The organism is Methylobacterium sp. J-070 (assembly GCF_022829385.1).
Classification (GTDB): domain Bacteria; phylum Pseudomonadota; class Alphaproteobacteria; order Rhizobiales; family Beijerinckiaceae; genus Methylobacterium.
In genome coordinates this window covers 1-13,567 of record NZ_JAKSXX010000148.1, presented here as the reverse complement: position 1 = coordinate 13,567, position 13,567 = coordinate 1, and the positions used below count along the sequence as shown (strand labels likewise).

Sequence of the window (13,567 nt, the reverse complement as noted above, 5' to 3'; positions counted from 1 at the left end):
CGACAGACCCCTTCAGACGGCCTTGTTCCCGTCACGCATCTCGCCTGTCGGCTCCTGAACGTGCGCTTCGAGAAACCACAGGTGCTTGTCGACCGCCCGCGAGACCTCCGTGAACAGGTCGGCCGTGTCAGGATCACCCGCCTCGTCGGTCTGGTCGATGTTCTCGCGCACCGCGTTGGCGTAGGCCGCATAGCTGTCGATCAGCGCGGCGAGATGATCGGCGATCGCGTAGATGCCTGTTGGATAAGGCGGAAGCTTCGTGCTCTTCGCCACAACCTGCGTCGAGCCGAGCGCGGTAGCACCGAGCTGCACCGCGCGCTCGGCGACCTTATCGTTGAGGTCGCTCAGTTCATCGCGAAAGCCATCGAGCATCAGGTGGATGCCGATGAACGACGGGCCCTTGAGGTTCCAGTGAGCCTGCTTGATCGCCAGGGCAAGGTCGATACCGTCGGCCAGCCGGGCGTTCAACGCTTCGATCGACACCCTTTTCGCGTTTGAGTCGGTGTCGTTGCGGGTGTGATGGGGCCGCGGGGTGCTTTTGGTCGCCATGCTATCGCTCCGATATGGTCGGTTGCCAAAACCGATCGAGCCTCAGCCGGTTCCTGCCGGCCGATCGCCGCAACGTCGACGTCACCGTGCCGCCCGGCCGACATGGGCTGCCCCGGGTGGCGTACCTTGCGACAGAGCGGGCGCCTCACGACAGCAGCGCCTTCGCGCCCTCCCAGCAGCGTCGCACGACCGCCCCCGCTGGGTCGGCGGATGCGAGACGGGCTGACTGGCCTGCCCAGGCTTGCATGCGCTGTACATCGCCCGCTGTTTGCGCCGTAGCACGCATGGCGGCGGTCAGTGCACGCTGAACCGGATAGGGCGCAGGAGCCGGGGCATCGGCCGCGGCCGCAGCCCTTACGTAGCCGTTCGCGAGGCTCCGGCCCGTCCGGCCGCTGAAGGCGCGGGTCACGGCGGTATCCTCTGGAGCGGCGAGCGCAATGGCGTCGGCCCAGGCCGGGTGAATGCCAGCTTCCGGACAGCGAAGGAAGCCAGTGCCGATCTGCACTCCGCTCGCGCCCAGGATCAGGGCTGCCGCGACGCCGCGCGCGTCAGCGACGCCGCCTGCAGCAATGACCGGGACCGAGACAGCATCCGCTACCGCGGGCAGGAGGGCGAACAATCCAACCTGCTGACGCTCGGCGTCACCGGCATCGAAACTACCGCGGTGCCCGCCTGCCTCCGAACCTTGAGCGACGACCGCATCAGCCCCCGCGCGTTCTGCCGCCCGTGCCTCGGAAACCGTCGTCACGGTCGCAAACCACGCGATGCCGTGTTGCTTCAACTCGGCGACGAACGGTGCCGGATAGAGCCCCATGATCGAAGAGACGATGGGTGGTCCCGCCTCCAAGATCGCCCGGCACTGCGCATCAAAGGCGGGTGGCACGACATCCGCAGCTTCAGGGGGGACCTCAGGGCCCCATCGTCCCAAGAAGTCGCGCACCTGTGCCTCGTGGGCTGGATCGCGGGCCGGCGCGGGATCGGGGATCCACGTGTTGATCTGGAACGCACCGTTCGAGCCGGCGCGGACTGCGCCGGCCCAAGCCAGGATCTCGTCCGGCCCCATCAGGAGGGCGCCGCAGGCGCCGAGGCCGCCGGCCTTTGCCACGGCTACAGAGAGTGCTGGCGGGCAGGCGCCTGCCATCGGCGCCAATAGGATCGGCACCTGCAGTCCGAACCGAGAGCAGAAAATTTCAGTGCGGTGAAGGGCGGCGCTCATGGCCTGATCCGAGGTTGCGTGCTGCTGGAAAGCTTACGCCGACCGGATCCTAGATGTCAGGTTGGGTCGAGCGCACTCACGTTGACTTGGAAAGGCTTGCCTGGACCCAAGCCGCGGCCCGTGAGGGACCGGGATCGATGACTTACGCCGACGAGATCCGCCGACGGGCGGAAGCGGACCCGCGCGCGGCGCTGCCGGCTGTCACGGCTGCGTTGTGGAAGGCCTTCGGAGAAGGAAGGATCACGGAGGTCGAGGCCGAGGCGCTGTCCGTGTTGATTGACGGTCGCCGCTCGTCTGATGCTGGACAGAATTCCGGACAGAGCCCGAACCCAACGGCAACAGCCGCCGCTGGCTTGACGCCTTCACCGCAGGATCGCCCAGGCAGGCCCGGCGTCGGCTCCCGGCCAGCCCGCGGACGCCTCGATGGAGCACCGCCGCCGGTTGGCAGCCTCTGGCCGCTTACCGCCCGGTCTGGCCGCCCGGTCTGGCCGCCCGGTTCACGCTGGCCGAACAGTCGGTGCTCGCCCTGGTGGCGGCCGAGGTAGCCCGCCGGAAGGACTGCCGCTTGTCGATCGAGAACGTGGCTGCGGGCGCGGGGCTTGTCGCGAACGCGACCGGGCCCGTGTTCACGGGTCGCTATATGCTGCGGCGCACCCCATATCTTCTGCAGCGCACACCGAGTTCAGCCCGGTGCCAGAAGGAGCCACTCGCCCATGTCCACCCTGAAAGACCGCGCCGCGGCGCGCGTTCTGCTCGTACCTGAGGCCGTTGCACCCGGCTACACGGAGGCGATGGCGCGGCTGCCGCGGGTGCAGATCACCAAGCGCCCCCCGATAGCAGATCGTGACCTGCCAGCGGTGGGTACGTTCGGCTGAGGCAGACGGCCTGCCCATCAACGGTCCGGCCTCACACCGCCTTGAACTTCGCGATCCGCAGGCCGGCCTTGCGCCTGCAGATCCGCAGGCCCAGGACCGCCAGTTTCGGCCCAATGCCGGCCAGGGCCTCCCATAGGGCCTCCTCGTCCCGCCACCCGCCAGCGGCCACTAGCGCTGCCGCTGCGTGCCTGCCGCGGGCAGCCAGCGGGGCCAAGGTCCGCACCATCCGCTCAGTGGTACCCATCCCGCCATTTGGTCCGCACAACACCAGCCCGGCCGCGTCCGTGGCGAACAATCGGCCCGGGGGCGGCCGCAAGCCCCGCTGGACCTGGGCGGCGAGGACACGAGCGGCCGCGGTGTTTCTAGCCTCCGCCTCCGCCCTCTCCCGCAGGCGGGCGATCGTCCTTGAGCTGAGCGGCCGCTCCATCGGCGGCGCATTCGGATCCGGCGGTCGGATGATGGCTGTGACAATCCACGGGCTGTTTTCAATGTCTGTGGTGGCCATCAGGAAGTCTCCAATGAAGGAATATAAGAATGCCGGCGTTTATTTACGAGCCCCAACATGGATTGATTGAGGAAACGCCTATGCGCATTAAGATTTACGGCCTTGTGGCCGCTCTTGCTGTTGCTCCGACCGGCACCGCCTACGCCCAAACGGCAGCCGGCGGCGGTCGCACTGAGGGCAACATGAATAATCCCGGCTCCGTGAAGAGCTCTGGCGAGAAGATGAACGAGCGGACCACCGGCTCGACCACCGGTTCGACGACGGGTGCAGTTGGCGCCGGCACCGTTCCGGGCACCGGTACCTCGCGCCGAGCGTCGGCATGGGCGCCAACACCACGGCGCCTGCCCGATAGGCGGCCTGTAGGAACCGAGGCTTGAGGCCTCGGTTCTTGGCGCATGGCACGCTGGCTCTTCCCGATCGCACTCGCCCTGATCCTCGCGGGGGTCGCCTTCGTCCACTGGGAAAACGCGGGGCCCGACCTTGGGACCGCGCCTGGCTCGACGCGGACGCCAGCCACACAGGCCAGCCCGAGCCCTGGCGGCGATGCCGCCGCACCGACCGCGCCGGTGCCGCAGACCAGCGGCGGCAGCGGGCAGTAGGACCTAAATGCCGCCGTTCTGCTGTGACGCGAAGGCAAAGACATTTCCGATGAGCGCGCTCGGCGCGCACGGCTTGTTCATGAAGCGCGCGCCTTCTGGTAGATCGAGAGCCTTGGGCCGGCTCTGACCAGACACGATCAGCAGGCCAATTTCGGGCCACCGAACCGAGACCGCCTTGGCAAGCTCATAGCCATTGAGATCGCCGCGGCGCATATCGACGTCGCTAATCATGACGCGCACGTCTGTGCGAACCTTGAGCACGCCGAGCGCCTCGCCGGCGCTGGACGCTTCGAACACGGCCATGCCGGCATCGGCCAGCGTTTGGGCCATGTCCATCAGCTGCACGGCATCGTCATCGACAATCAGGACGCCGAGTCGGTGCGAAGCCGAGGGCACCCGCTGGCTTAGCGCGGTGTCGGCCATCATGATCCGGACGGCCCACGAAGGTGGCTCGTCAAGGTGGTGATCCGGGAACCGACCATCCTCACCGCCTTGCGCACTTGTTCGTCCGTCAAGCCGTAGCGTTCGGCCCAAGCGGCTCGGACGCTGCGATCAGAACTGTCCATGTGGGTGACGGCGCGGCTTCGTACGACCTTAGGGCTGAAAGGCATGCGCGAGTGTTTCGCGACTTCTCACGAAGACCGCGCCTCAGAATATTTGTTGAATGGATACTCGCCAACGTGTTCGGGGGCATTAAGTTGCATGACATCGGATCGACGCTGTGGATGAAGAATTATCCCCAACGACCGCGATCGATGTCATTCAGATCTGGACCGATTGGGTTTGATAATCTCCCTCGCCCAATATCGTCGGTTAGGATCTGTATGCTGCCCTCAAGGTTGATGCGGCCTTCCCGGCCTTATCCGCCGTCCGCCTGCTTAGGGCCGGGGACACGAAGGTAGGTTCCCGTTGTCCGGCGGGCCGCGGCGCCGGCATGGAGCCGCCCCTGCATGGTTGGTCGGGCGCAGCTACGCGCCCGGCAAATTCTCGGTCGTCAAGCTCCTGGCGTGAGCCCGCATCTCGGCCCGGATGGCCTGCATCGTCTCGATGCAGCGATCGAGCTGCCGCGCGCATCCGGTCGCGCACGGTCGTGCGAAGCCACGTGCGTGCGGTTGTGCAGGTGAAGGCAGAGCCCGGGCCTACGCCCGCGCCGGACGCAGCGTGCTCGCACGGCGTGGCCCCACGCGGGAAATGACCTGCATCCCGCTGCACCGCGACCCGATGTGGCTCGCCACCATCGACCCGACCAAGATCCCCAACCCGGCCGTGCGGCAGCGGGTCCAGGGCCGTGCCGCGAACCTTTTCCAAGGGGGCGGCCGTGATGCCATCTCCGCGCTCCGCGTTGCGCTGGACGGCACGCTCAGAGCGGCCAGTGGTGACGCCGGTTTCGGCCGTAAAGTGTTCGGCGGGTGCAGCTTCGCCAGCTTGGCGAGCCTTTGCCCGGCCCGCACCCGTAGCTCCGCTGCGGGTTTCCAGGTGAAGCTCAAGATAGATCGCCTTGCGCCGGGCGGTGCTCGTGCCCGATCGGCCGGCGAAAGCTCGGCGATGGATGGTGGAACTCTTGCAAGCTCGATCGGTTAGCCCGGCAACTGTATCGAGCAACACCGCCCCCCTATTGCTCGATACGGAAGCGCCCGACCAAGGATCATCTCCCCTTGGTCGGGCTTTTTTGTCTATCAGCAACACGCCGATACAAATCTGCGACGCCTTTTGCTTCCCAGAATGGGATCCGGTGTGCAGAGAAGCGAGTTTTCGGATCACGCTTGTAGATAGGAGATGATCCCGATGAAACGTCTCTCGCTTGCCTCGACAGCGCTGCTGGCCGCACTGGCATTTGTTCCGACCGGTGCTGATGCACGCGGCTTCGGTGGCGGTGGCTTCCATGGCGGTGGCTTCCATGGCGGCGGCTTCGGTGGTGGCTTCCGTGGCGCTGGCTTCCGCGGTGGCTACGGTGGCTTCCGCGGCGGTTATGGCCGCTACGGGTATGGCTACGGCCGCGGTTACGGTTACGGTGGCCTTGGGCTGGGCCTAGGCTTGGCCACGGGCGCTGCCCTCGGGTACGGCCTCGCTGGCGGCTATTACGGGTACGGCTACCCCTATGGGTACGGCTACGCCCCGGTGGGCTACTACGGCGGGCCCTACGGCTACTACCGCCGGCCCTACGGCTATGGGTACTACGGCTACTGAATCCGGCATACGGACGCCGTACACGCGTCCGTAACCGCGCCCTGGCCCCAAGGTGTCGGGCCGCGTTGCGGATCGGCCTACCGCCGATGAGATCGGACGCCGCCGCCCCGTGAAGCAGATCGGGGCGGGGCCGAGCGGCCGACGCCCCGCATGGGGTGAGGCCCATGCCGATCCGATCGGACAAGAGGCTGTCCGACGCCGAGCTGGACCGGCTGGCGCGTGAGCTGTTCGCCGAAGTGCGGACAGAGCATCCTGACAAGCCACCGGGCAACGCGGCCGGGGATGGTGGCGTAGATCCGACCGACTGGCTGCCGGACGGCGGCTGCGACGTCGGCGGGGATGGCGACGGCGGGGACTGAGCCGCCGCGCACGGCACGTGCGGAACCCACAACCTCACCATGCCTTGGCCTTCCACAACACCCGGGGAGACCGGCATGGGTTCGGATGTAGACGCAGCGCGCGAAGCCTTCGGAACGGTGCCGCCGGGCCGGCCGGCTGGGGAAGCGAAGAAGCCCGACCCGGCAGCCGATGGCAGCGGCCCGCACTCACCGGGCAGCCCGGAGCCTGATGCCGGCGAGGGTCCGGAGAGTGGCGGGTATGACAACCGGCCGGACCCGCCCATGCCCGACAACGCCAAGGGCGGCCACGGCGCGGGGTGACGTCCGGGCGGCCTGCCCACCTGCATGGAAGCCGGTCCAGGATCCACGCATCGCTTGATCGCCACGACGTGCAGACGCCCCCGCGCGCATCAGCAGCGCGGGGACGCATCCCACGGCACCGGCCGGTGCGGCCGCGGATGAGCGGGAGAGCATAACTGGATCATGCGCCCTCGCGACGCGTATCGCGCCGTTGACCAGATTGTAGCTGCCAGCGCGCCGTGAACGCCCGAAGCTCGGACGGGTTGGGTGCCGCCAAGGCGACGTATCCGTCCGGCCGGATCAGATAGGCGGCATCACGCCGGTAACCCGCCTTCTCGGCCTCGGAACTCCACGCGAACTGCCGGACCGGCAGGCCGAGGCCGTCGGCCGCCTCAACCAGCGGCGCATCAATGTTGCCGAACCCGTGCAACTGCCATTCGAGCCGGGCGAGGGGCGCGAAGTTGTCGGCGCCGTCCACCCAGGGCAACCGGTCGCCGCCGGCCACCGCGCCGGCCCTGCCCGCGCTCAGCGGACTGTCGGGATAGGCGACGCGGATCTGCGAGAGCAGCCGGAACATGGCGTGGCGGCCGGCATCGAAGTGCGTCACCGCTGGCAGTAGGCGGGGCATGATCAGGGTGCGGAACACCCGGCCGCGCAGCCCCTGGTCGCTGATCACCTGAAACGCCCGGTCGGTGGTCGCCACGAGGCTCCGCGCGAAGGTGATCCGCTCCGGCTCGTAGCTGTCGAGCAGGTCCGGCGGGGCTTGTCCCGAGACGACCGCCGCCAGCTTCCAGGCAAGGTTCACCGCATCCCCGATGCCGGTGTTCATGCCCTGCCCGCCGACGGGACTGTGCAGGTGGCCGGCATCGCCGAGCAGGAAGCAGCGCCCGTCCCGGAAGCGCGCGGCGACCCGGTGGTGGACCTGGTACGTCGAGAACCAGTTTACCTCGGCGACCGCGACCCCGAGCAGCCGCTCGGCATCCGCCCGGACATCCTCGAAGCGCGGGTCGGTCTCGCGGTCGGATGGCACGTAGCCGATCAGGCGCTCGTTCTCGCCGCGGCGGGACGGCAATCGCAGGGCGAAGTCGCCTCGGTCGAGGGCGACGACGAGGTCGGGATCGAGGGCGCGCCGGGGCTTCACGTCGGCGACGTAGTAGAGCCGGTCGTAGGTCCCGCCCCCAAAATGGGCGCCGATGGCCGCCCGGACCCGGCTGTGAGCGCCGTCGCATCCGGCGACGTAGGCGAAGGCGGCCCGCTCCTCGCGGTCGCCGCGCACGAGGCTCACGCGGACCGCGTCCCCCGCGGGCTCGATCCCGTCGAGGCGTGTGCCCCATTCGACGTTCACGCCCTCGGCGGCCAGCGCATCGACGAGGATTTCCTCGTGCTCGTCCTGGGGCAGGCAGAGCGCGAAGGGGAAGGGGCTGAGGCCAAGGCCCATGTCGCGCAGCCGGATGGTGCCGACCTCCGCGCCAGCCTCGCGCAGACGCACCGCCTCGACCTTCGTGCCGCCCTCGATCAGGCGCTCGCTCAGGCCGAGCTGATCGTAGAACTCCAGGGTGCGGGCATGGATCACGAGGGCACGGGAAGCCCGGCCAGGCCCGTCGTGCTGATCAATGATGCGAAACGACACGCCGTGCCGGCGGAGCCGGAGTGCGAGGACGAGTCCTGTCGGCCCGGCACCGACGATCAGGATGGCTTGGGACATGGCAATCTCCGCATCTGACCAGCGAGTCAGATAAAGATTGATGACTCCTGGGTCAATTGCGTTCATGGACGGGCACAATTTGGCGGGTGGGAGATGCAAGGAGATCGATGGAAAGAGCACGATGGCGGCGACGCAGCGCCGAACGCCCGGCGGAGATCGTCGATGCGGCCCTGTCGGAATTTGCGCGGCGCGGCTTCGCGGCGGCGCGGATGGCCGACATCGCAGCGCAAGCCGGTCTCTCGAAGGCGGCTCTCTACGTCTATTTTCCGACCAAGGCCGAGTTGTTTCGCGCCGTGCTGGTCCAGCACGCCGCACCGCAGGTGGGCCAAGCATGGCTGGACGGTGCCAGGCCGCGTCCGTTCAGGGTGACGCTGGCTGCCATCCTGGACGGGATGACCACCCTCATGCAGCAGCCGGAGTTCCGGCGCCTGGCCCGGATGGTGATCGCCGAGTCCGCGAACTTTCCCGAGCTCGCCACGCTCTGGCGCGAGAACGTGGTCGATCCGGCAATCGGCACGGTCTCCGGTGCCCTGAGCGAAGCCCAGGCAGCCCGCGAGGTGCGGGCCGGCGATGCACGCTTGATGGCTTTCGCCGTCGTCGGCCCGCTGCTCACGGGCATGCTCTGGGGCGAGGTGATGGAGCCATCTGGCGGTGAGCCTATCGACCTTCAGGCCCTCGCACGGCAGCATGGCGAGCTGTTGCGGCGCGGATTGCTATCGGCAGCCGATTAGCTTGGAGCGTCATGCCTTTCCGGGCACAGGGCGATGGAATCCGGGACCTCCTCACTTCGGCGCGTTTAAGTTAGTGGGCCGGAACGCTCATGACCGTTCTTTGATGTCTTCGATCGTGCGAGCCCGGGGCTGAGATCAACATCAGACCATTCCAAAGCAAGCAACTCTCCGCGTCGCATCCCTGTTTCGAGGGCAAGGATGATGAGTGGACGCAAGTACCGCACCCGCGTCTGCGCCAAGGCGGCCATCAGATAGGCTTCGGCCCCCTTTGGAAGCCGTCGACCTCTGACCTTCGAGGGGGGAGGGGAGGGTGATCTGACGTACAGGGTTGCCAACTCGATGCAGTGCCGGAGGACCGTCAGTTCCCGGCGGACGGTTTCCCCCTTCACATTCTTCAGACGTTCGTCTCGGTAAGCCGCGACCATAGAGGCCGTCACCCGATGCACCGCTACTTGTGCGAGAGGGGAGCCCTGGAAGGTCCGCATGCGGGATGCCGCAAGCCTTTGCCCCCGCTTACCGCTCGTGAACTCCGTCTCATAGCGTTGCGGCAGCGGGCCGATTGTCAGCCGACTCACGGCCTCGCCACGCCCAAGCATGACCTCCCGGTGCGCATCCGCGCCGGCGCCCTAGCCGAAGGCATGCCCGCCGGCGACCTGCTCGTCTTGCCCGACCACGCCCTGATGGTCGACGGCCTGTTCGTCGCCGCCGGCCACTTGGTGAACGGCACGTCGATCACGCGCGGCGAGGCGGCGGTCGACCTGACCTACTGGCACATCGAGCTGGACAGCCACGACCTTCTCATGGCCGAGAACACCCCGGCGGAGAGCTTCCTGGCCGCCCCGGGCGTGCGCTGTGGCTTCGGTGGTGTCCAGGCGCTGAACGCGGGCACCCGCCCCGTACCCTACGCCTCGCGGGCCGAACTCGGCCCCGAACTGGCCGCGCTGCGGGGGCGCTTGGCCCGACGCGCCGTCTCGTCGGGTGAGGCCGTCGGCCTGGGCCCGGTGCGGGCGTGGCTGGACCGCTGTGTGGTCGGCGCGAACGGCGTTTTGCACGTGGCCGGATGGGCGCAGGACGCCGTCCAGCCCGACGCCCCGGTATGCCTGGACGTGACGGTGGACGGGGCTGTGGTGGCGTTCGCCGTAGCAGGCGAGTACCGCGCGGACCTCGCCGCGGCCGGCGTGGGAGACGGCCGGGTGGGCTTCGACCTCGGGCTGGATGTGCCTCTGGCCTCAGGCGTGCCGCACGTCGTCGAGGTTCGCCGCTCGGCCGATGGGGCCGTGGTGTGTGCCAAGCAGGTCGACACGGCGGGCGTGTGGACCGCGTTGCTGGCGGCGTGAGCGACACGGTCAGTCGGCATGCGGACGATAATCCGCTCAGTTAAAGCTCTCTTGCGGCGTCCTGGGCTGAATGAGGCCCGGGCCGACGCGGCGCGCGCCTTACTCGACACTCCACCCGCGCCGGTGGAGGAGATCCGTCCGCCGCAGGCCTCGAACGATGACCCGCTGAACGTCCTCCGTGAGGGCTTGGAGCGCGAACTGCGGGCGGCGGGGTCGATCCGGTGAACTGTCACGAGGCGATGGGCACCTTGCCGCAGGTCGAGGAACCGAGGTCATCCCGCGTCCGAGGCGATTGGCTCGTGGCCTTCCGCGTCTCGAAGCACATTGGTACCATCGTGTAGGTCGATGCCCGCGGGCGCCGACGAATTATTCCGGCATGCCCTCACGGCACCCGGATCCACTGACGTCGGAGCGACAGGCTCCGTTGGCCGATCTGCTCGGGATCCCCGAGCCGCCGCACGTCGCACAGGTGCGGGCGATGCTGCGGCAGCCGCATCCAATCAGTTTGAGCAGGAACCGCTATCGCTAGATCCGAGATCACAATTTGATCCTGAGCCATCTGCGGTCCCGGGATGAGAGCCAGAGTGGTCCTGCATATCGGTGGTGTCGCTGTTCCACCGGTGCTTTCGACCCTCGAACCACTCGCCGGCCAGCCACCTCTCGATCAGTGTCCAGCCGCCCGTGATGGATACGAACGCGAACAGCAGCGCGAACAGGCGCGAGGCGTCGATGTGTTGGTCTGCCCAGAACAACCAGGTCCAGAGCGCGCCGCCCCCGACGTAGGCACCCAGCGCCATCATAATGGCCCCGACGACCGCGTGCCGGACTTCTACAGGACAGGGTTCGCTCTCCATGGTCCTCCCTTGCCAGCCAGCCGCCTTCTCAACGAAGCTGAGCGCGCTTCCGATCCGGGCGGAGCTGATGCGGCGGTGGCTGACGCTGCACGAGGCCTCCTGCGCCTCAGTGATGGCCGAGGAGCTGGAGGCCTTCCTGCGAGCCTGAACGCCGCGCATTACTCCCGCGCGGGCTTCGGCTCCGGCTTGGCGGCTCGCGTCAGGCTCTGGATCGCCCGCGCCGGCCGACCGGCTTTCTGGGCGATCTCGGCCTCATGCTGCTCGATGAGTTCGCGGGCCGGCTGATCGCCGTCCAAGCCGCCCAGGATCTCCATAGGCACGCGTCGGTTCGAGGCGCGACTGCCGTCCTCGAAGACGACGTCGAACAGGACGGTGCCCCGCTCCTGCGGAAGCAGCTTGATGCGCTTGGCCATGCCGGGCTCATAGGCTGGTAAGCTCGACAGCGCCAGGCAGTGGTCACGTTCGTCATCTGGGGTGGCCGCCCCTCAAGTCGGCAGAGAAAGACAAGATACATCGGACAGTCAGAACCGCGGTTCTGCTGGACCTGCCGGCCAGCAGCCAGCGCCGTTGCCATATGCTGCACCCACGCTTCAGCGCGGTCCCCGTGCGACCTCTTGCCCTCGCCATGTGCGTCGTCACTGCTCAGGCTGCACAGGAGCGACCGGTGGAATGGAGCAAGTACGAGCGGACACCCAGGGCCGACGGTACGACCTCCATGTGTCTGGAGCACAGGCGGGGCATCCGCGGAACGGCGAATGAGCGGACCTACGTGTTCCAGGTCTTCAACGACTGCAACCGATCCGCGCAGGTAGCCTGCGACGTCAACTATGCCCCGACCTGCTCCTATGGCGAGGACGTCGAGCGCGTCGGTCATCTGGATACGAAGATCGAGCCTTACGGCGAAGGGCCGGTGTTCGGGCGCTTCGCCCTACCCGCAGCCGGTCAGGTTCAGGGCTGCTTCTACGCCCGCTGCAGCGAAGCGGACCCAGCCCTGTCCATACCGCTGCGCGGTTCGAGCGCCCCGTGAAGACTGGCCACGGTCGGCAGGTCCCCGGCTGCGAGGCCCCCCGCACCGTTGACTTGACCGTGTCGCCCGGCCGACATGGACCGTTCCGGCTGCAACTGCCTTGGCGAGCCCTGACTCGGCGACGCGCACTGGCCGCGATCCGGCTCGCGGAGGGCGACGGCCTACTGACTATCTAGGAGCGACGCCACCAAGGCCGGACGAATGACCCGAACGTGCTTCGGATCATCAGCCGGGAATGGCTGCAGTGGCTCCGCAGGGGGGAGGGCGATCCGTGGCCCCGGCGCTCTTGATCAGCCTAGGGTTCAGAACGGCTCACCCCACGGATAGTGGAGATCCACAGAGGCAGGTTGTGGATACGGAACCGAAGAAGGGCTGCCGGAGGGCAGCGGGCGACTTCGACCGATCAGACCGATCGAGAATTCGTGCGGGTGGTGGCGCGGGCTGAGCTATGCAGTGGCGCCATGAGCCCGGACGGTATGACGAACGGAGGATGCGGAATGACGAATTTGGTTCAGGTGCTGAAGGCGGCCGACGCGGTCGCGCGCTGGCACGTCCACCAGCGGCGCAAGGGCGCGGCGCAAGAGCCCTACGTGAACCACCTGCTTGAGGTTGCCGCTCTTGTCGCAGAGGCGACGGACGGGACCGACGTCGATCTGATCCTCGCCGCGCTGCTGCACGACGCGATCGAAGATCAGGAGGTGCCGCGGGATCTGATCGCGCAGACCTGGGGCGAGGTAGTGGCCCGCACCGTCGAGGAACTGACCGACGACAAGAGCTTGCCGAAGGCCGAGCGGAAGCGGCGGCAGGTCGAGAGCGCGGCCGGTAAGTCGGACCGGGCTAAGCTGATCAAGCTGGCCGACAAGACGAGCAACCTAAGAGCGGTCGCCGCGAGCGCCGCGCCAGACTGGTCAGTCAGCCGGCGTCTCGCCTACGTGGCCTGGGCGCGTGAGGTCGTTGCTGGCTTGCGCGGCGTGAGCCCATGGCTGGAAGCGAAGTTCGACGAGGCAGCCACACGGGCCGAGTCGTCGATCCAGCCCTGAGGCCCACGCTGGCTACCGGGCCCTCTCCTGCTCAGAGGAGGGGCAGCGAGCGACCTCAGCCGATCCGACCGAACGAGAATTCTCGCGGGCGGTAGAGGCGGCCTGTCCGCCGTCGGCACTCCTGAGACAGATCGAGGGTCTTCACGAACGGAGGATGGCTGGTTCATCGTAGCCCTGAGGCACGAAGATGAAACAGACGTCCGGGCCGGCGCGGAAGCCGGCAGAAGCCGGGATCAAGGACATCCGCCGCGCCACGCGCCGGCAGTTCTCGGCCGAGGAGCAGATCCGCATCGTGCTGGAAGGC

Annotated in this window: 19 protein-coding genes and 1 pseudogene; 11 read left to right on the top strand and 9 right to left on the bottom strand. The window is 67.7% G+C overall.

What is annotated here, in order from left to right; genetic code table 11:
* Positions 1–12 precede the first annotated feature (12 nt).
* Positions 13–549, bottom strand: a complete 537-nt coding sequence (gene dps, locus MKL01_RS15190) for a DNA starvation/stationary phase protection protein Dps (RefSeq protein WP_243906045.1) — start codon at positions 547–549, stop codon at positions 13–15.
* Between the two features lie 145 nt (positions 550–694).
* Entirely contained in the window at positions 695–1,765 is a 1,071-nt protein-coding gene (locus MKL01_RS15185) for an NAD(P)H-dependent flavin oxidoreductase (protein WP_243906044.1), read from the bottom strand.
* Between the two features lie 137 nt (positions 1,766–1,902).
* Between MKL01_RS15185 and MKL01_RS36235 the strand changes: the two are divergent.
* Together MKL01_RS36235 and MKL01_RS15175 are read left to right on the top strand one after the other, a co-directional pair.
* Positions 1,903–2,366, top strand: a pseudogene (locus tag MKL01_RS36235) (helix-turn-helix domain-containing protein); the annotation flags it as partial.
* A gap of 112 nt (positions 2,367–2,478) precedes the next feature.
* The gene (locus MKL01_RS15175; protein ID WP_243906062.1) at positions 2,479–2,640 is read left to right on the top strand and encodes a hypothetical protein; all 162 of its coding nucleotides are present in this window, start codon (positions 2,479–2,481) and stop codon (positions 2,638–2,640) included.
* Between the two features lie 31 nt (positions 2,641–2,671).
* Here MKL01_RS15175 and MKL01_RS15170 read toward each other — a convergent pair whose 3' ends face one another.
* Positions 2,672–3,145, bottom strand: a complete 474-nt coding sequence (locus MKL01_RS15170) for a hypothetical protein (RefSeq protein ID WP_243906043.1) — start codon at positions 3,143–3,145, stop codon at positions 2,672–2,674.
* 395 nt (positions 3,146–3,540) lie between these two features.
* Here MKL01_RS15170 and MKL01_RS15165 point away from each other — a divergent pair, with 395 nt between their 5' ends.
* Positions 3,541–3,744, top strand: coding sequence for a hypothetical protein (locus MKL01_RS15165; RefSeq protein WP_243906042.1), 204 nt, complete (start codon positions 3,541–3,543; stop codon positions 3,742–3,744).
* 3 nt (positions 3,745–3,747) lie between these two features.
* Here the strand turns inward: MKL01_RS15165 and MKL01_RS15160 are convergent, their stop codons facing one another.
* Positions 3,748–4,170, bottom strand: a complete 423-nt coding sequence (locus MKL01_RS15160) for a response regulator (protein ID WP_243906041.1) — start codon at positions 4,168–4,170, stop codon at positions 3,748–3,750.
* On the bottom strand, positions 4,167–4,310 hold the full coding sequence (locus MKL01_RS15155) for a DUF3606 domain-containing protein (protein WP_243906040.1): 144 nt from the start codon (positions 4,308–4,310) through the stop codon (positions 4,167–4,169). The genes MKL01_RS15160 and MKL01_RS15155 overlap by 4 nt, the downstream gene beginning before the upstream one ends.
* 595 nt (positions 4,311–4,905) lie before the next feature.
* Here MKL01_RS15155 and MKL01_RS15150 point away from each other — a divergent pair.
* The 3 genes from MKL01_RS15150 (at position 4,906) to MKL01_RS15140 (ending at position 6,290) form a co-directional block, all read left to right on the top strand.
* Complete coding sequence (locus tag MKL01_RS15150) at positions 4,906–5,325, top strand: phage antirepressor N-terminal domain-containing protein (protein ID WP_243906039.1); 420 nt, start codon at positions 4,906–4,908, stop codon at positions 5,323–5,325.
* Positions 5,326–5,778: 453 nt separating this feature from the next.
* A complete protein-coding gene (locus tag MKL01_RS15145) occupies positions 5,779–5,931 on the top strand; it encodes a hypothetical protein (protein WP_243906038.1) in 153 nt (50 codons plus the stop codon).
* 164 nt (positions 5,932–6,095) lie between these two features.
* The gene (locus MKL01_RS15140) at positions 6,096–6,290 is read left to right on the top strand and encodes a hypothetical protein (protein WP_243906037.1); all 195 of its coding nucleotides are present in this window, start codon (positions 6,096–6,098) and stop codon (positions 6,288–6,290) included.
* A gap of 460 nt (positions 6,291–6,750) precedes the next feature.
* On the opposite strand, the gene MKL01_RS15135 is transcribed toward MKL01_RS15140, so the two are convergent.
* A complete protein-coding gene (locus MKL01_RS15135) occupies positions 6,751–8,274 on the bottom strand; it encodes an FAD-dependent monooxygenase (RefSeq protein ID WP_243906036.1) in 1,524 nt (507 codons plus the stop codon).
* Between the two features lie 107 nt (positions 8,275–8,381).
* On the opposite strand from MKL01_RS15135, the gene MKL01_RS15130 reads away from it, so the two are divergent.
* Positions 8,382–9,005, top strand: coding sequence for a TetR/AcrR family transcriptional regulator (locus MKL01_RS15130; protein ID WP_279604642.1), 624 nt, complete (start codon positions 8,382–8,384; stop codon positions 9,003–9,005).
* A 65-nt stretch (positions 9,006–9,070) separates the two neighbouring features.
* Here the strand turns inward: MKL01_RS15130 and MKL01_RS36230 are convergent, their stop codons facing one another.
* Positions 9,071–9,253, bottom strand: coding sequence for a tyrosine-type recombinase/integrase (locus MKL01_RS36230; RefSeq protein WP_409566260.1), 183 nt, complete (start codon positions 9,251–9,253; stop codon positions 9,071–9,073).
* 192 nt (positions 9,254–9,445) lie between these two features.
* On the opposite strand from MKL01_RS36230, the gene MKL01_RS15125 reads away from it, so the two are divergent.
* Complete coding sequence (locus MKL01_RS15125; protein WP_279604641.1) at positions 9,446–10,342, top strand: Hint domain-containing protein; 897 nt, start codon at positions 9,446–9,448, stop codon at positions 10,340–10,342.
* 500 nt (positions 10,343–10,842) lie between these two features.
* On the opposite strand, the gene MKL01_RS15120 is transcribed toward MKL01_RS15125, so the two are convergent.
* The gene (locus MKL01_RS15120; RefSeq protein WP_243906033.1) at positions 10,843–11,196 is read right to left on the bottom strand and encodes a hypothetical protein; all 354 of its coding nucleotides are present in this window, start codon (positions 11,194–11,196) and stop codon (positions 10,843–10,845) included.
* Between MKL01_RS15120 and MKL01_RS15115 the strand changes: the two genes are divergently transcribed.
* A complete protein-coding gene (locus tag MKL01_RS15115) occupies positions 11,195–11,344 on the top strand; it encodes a hypothetical protein (RefSeq protein ID WP_243906032.1) in 150 nt (49 codons plus the stop codon). The genes MKL01_RS15120 and MKL01_RS15115 overlap by 2 nt on opposite strands.
* 10 nt (positions 11,345–11,354) lie before the next feature.
* Here MKL01_RS15115 and MKL01_RS15110 read toward each other — a convergent pair whose 3' ends face one another.
* Positions 11,355–11,609 carry a hypothetical protein gene (locus MKL01_RS15110; protein ID WP_243906031.1) on the bottom strand — a complete coding sequence of 85 codons (255 nt, stop codon included), beginning with the start codon at positions 11,607–11,609 and terminating at the stop codon, positions 11,355–11,357.
* 251 nt (positions 11,610–11,860) lie between these two features.
* Between MKL01_RS15110 and MKL01_RS15105 the strand changes: the two genes are divergently transcribed.
* Together MKL01_RS15105 and MKL01_RS15100 are read left to right on the top strand one after the other, a co-directional pair.
* A complete protein-coding gene (locus MKL01_RS15105; protein WP_243906030.1) occupies positions 11,861–12,223 on the top strand; it encodes a hypothetical protein in 363 nt (120 codons plus the stop codon).
* 497 nt (positions 12,224–12,720) lie between these two features.
* Positions 12,721–13,263 carry an HD domain-containing protein gene (locus tag MKL01_RS15100; RefSeq protein WP_243906060.1) on the top strand — a complete coding sequence of 181 codons (543 nt, stop codon included), beginning with the start codon at positions 12,721–12,723 and terminating at the stop codon, positions 13,261–13,263.
* Positions 13,264–13,567: the final 304 nt, after the last annotated feature.

Excerpts from the sequence above, each read along its gene's own strand:
- dps (WP_243906045.1), bottom strand. The coding sequence starts at position 549 with ATGGCGACCAAAAGCACCCCGCGGCCCCATCACACCCGCAACGACACC.
- MKL01_RS15185 (WP_243906044.1), bottom strand. The coding sequence starts at position 1,765 with ATGAGCGCCGCCCTTCACCGCACTGAAATTTTCTGCTCTCGGTTCGGA.
- MKL01_RS15175 (WP_243906062.1), top strand. The coding sequence starts at position 2,479 with ATGTCCACCCTGAAAGACCGCGCCGCGGCGCGCGTTCTGCTCGTACCT.
- MKL01_RS15170 (WP_243906043.1), bottom strand. The coding sequence starts at position 3,145 with ATGGCCACCACAGACATTGAAAACAGCCCGTGGATTGTCACAGCCATC.
- MKL01_RS15165 (WP_243906042.1), top strand. The coding sequence starts at position 3,541 with ATGGCACGCTGGCTCTTCCCGATCGCACTCGCCCTGATCCTCGCGGGG.
- MKL01_RS15160 (WP_243906041.1), bottom strand. The coding sequence starts at position 4,170 with ATGATGGCCGACACCGCGCTAAGCCAGCGGGTGCCCTCGGCTTCGCAC.
- MKL01_RS15155 (WP_243906040.1), bottom strand. The coding sequence starts at position 4,310 with ATGGACAGTTCTGATCGCAGCGTCCGAGCCGCTTGGGCCGAACGCTAC.
- MKL01_RS15140 (WP_243906037.1), top strand. The coding sequence starts at position 6,096 with ATGCCGATCCGATCGGACAAGAGGCTGTCCGACGCCGAGCTGGACCGG.
- MKL01_RS15135 (WP_243906036.1), bottom strand. The coding sequence starts at position 8,274 with ATGTCCCAAGCCATCCTGATCGTCGGTGCCGGGCCGACAGGACTCGTC.
- MKL01_RS15130 (WP_279604642.1), top strand. The coding sequence starts at position 8,382 with ATGGAAAGAGCACGATGGCGGCGACGCAGCGCCGAACGCCCGGCGGAG.
- MKL01_RS36230 (WP_409566260.1), bottom strand. The coding sequence starts at position 9,253 with ATGGCCGCCTTGGCGCAGACGCGGGTGCGGTACTTGCGTCCACTCATC.
- MKL01_RS15125 (WP_279604641.1), top strand. The coding sequence starts at position 9,446 with ATGCACCGCTACTTGTGCGAGAGGGGAGCCCTGGAAGGTCCGCATGCG.
- MKL01_RS15115 (WP_243906032.1), top strand. The coding sequence starts at position 11,195 with ATGGTCCTCCCTTGCCAGCCAGCCGCCTTCTCAACGAAGCTGAGCGCG.
- MKL01_RS15120 (WP_243906033.1), bottom strand. The coding sequence starts at position 11,196 with ATGGAGAGCGAACCCTGTCCTGTAGAAGTCCGGCACGCGGTCGTCGGG.
- MKL01_RS15110 (WP_243906031.1), bottom strand. The coding sequence starts at position 11,609 with ATGGCCAAGCGCATCAAGCTGCTTCCGCAGGAGCGGGGCACCGTCCTG.
- MKL01_RS15100 (WP_243906060.1), top strand. The coding sequence starts at position 12,721 with ATGACGAATTTGGTTCAGGTGCTGAAGGCGGCCGACGCGGTCGCGCGC.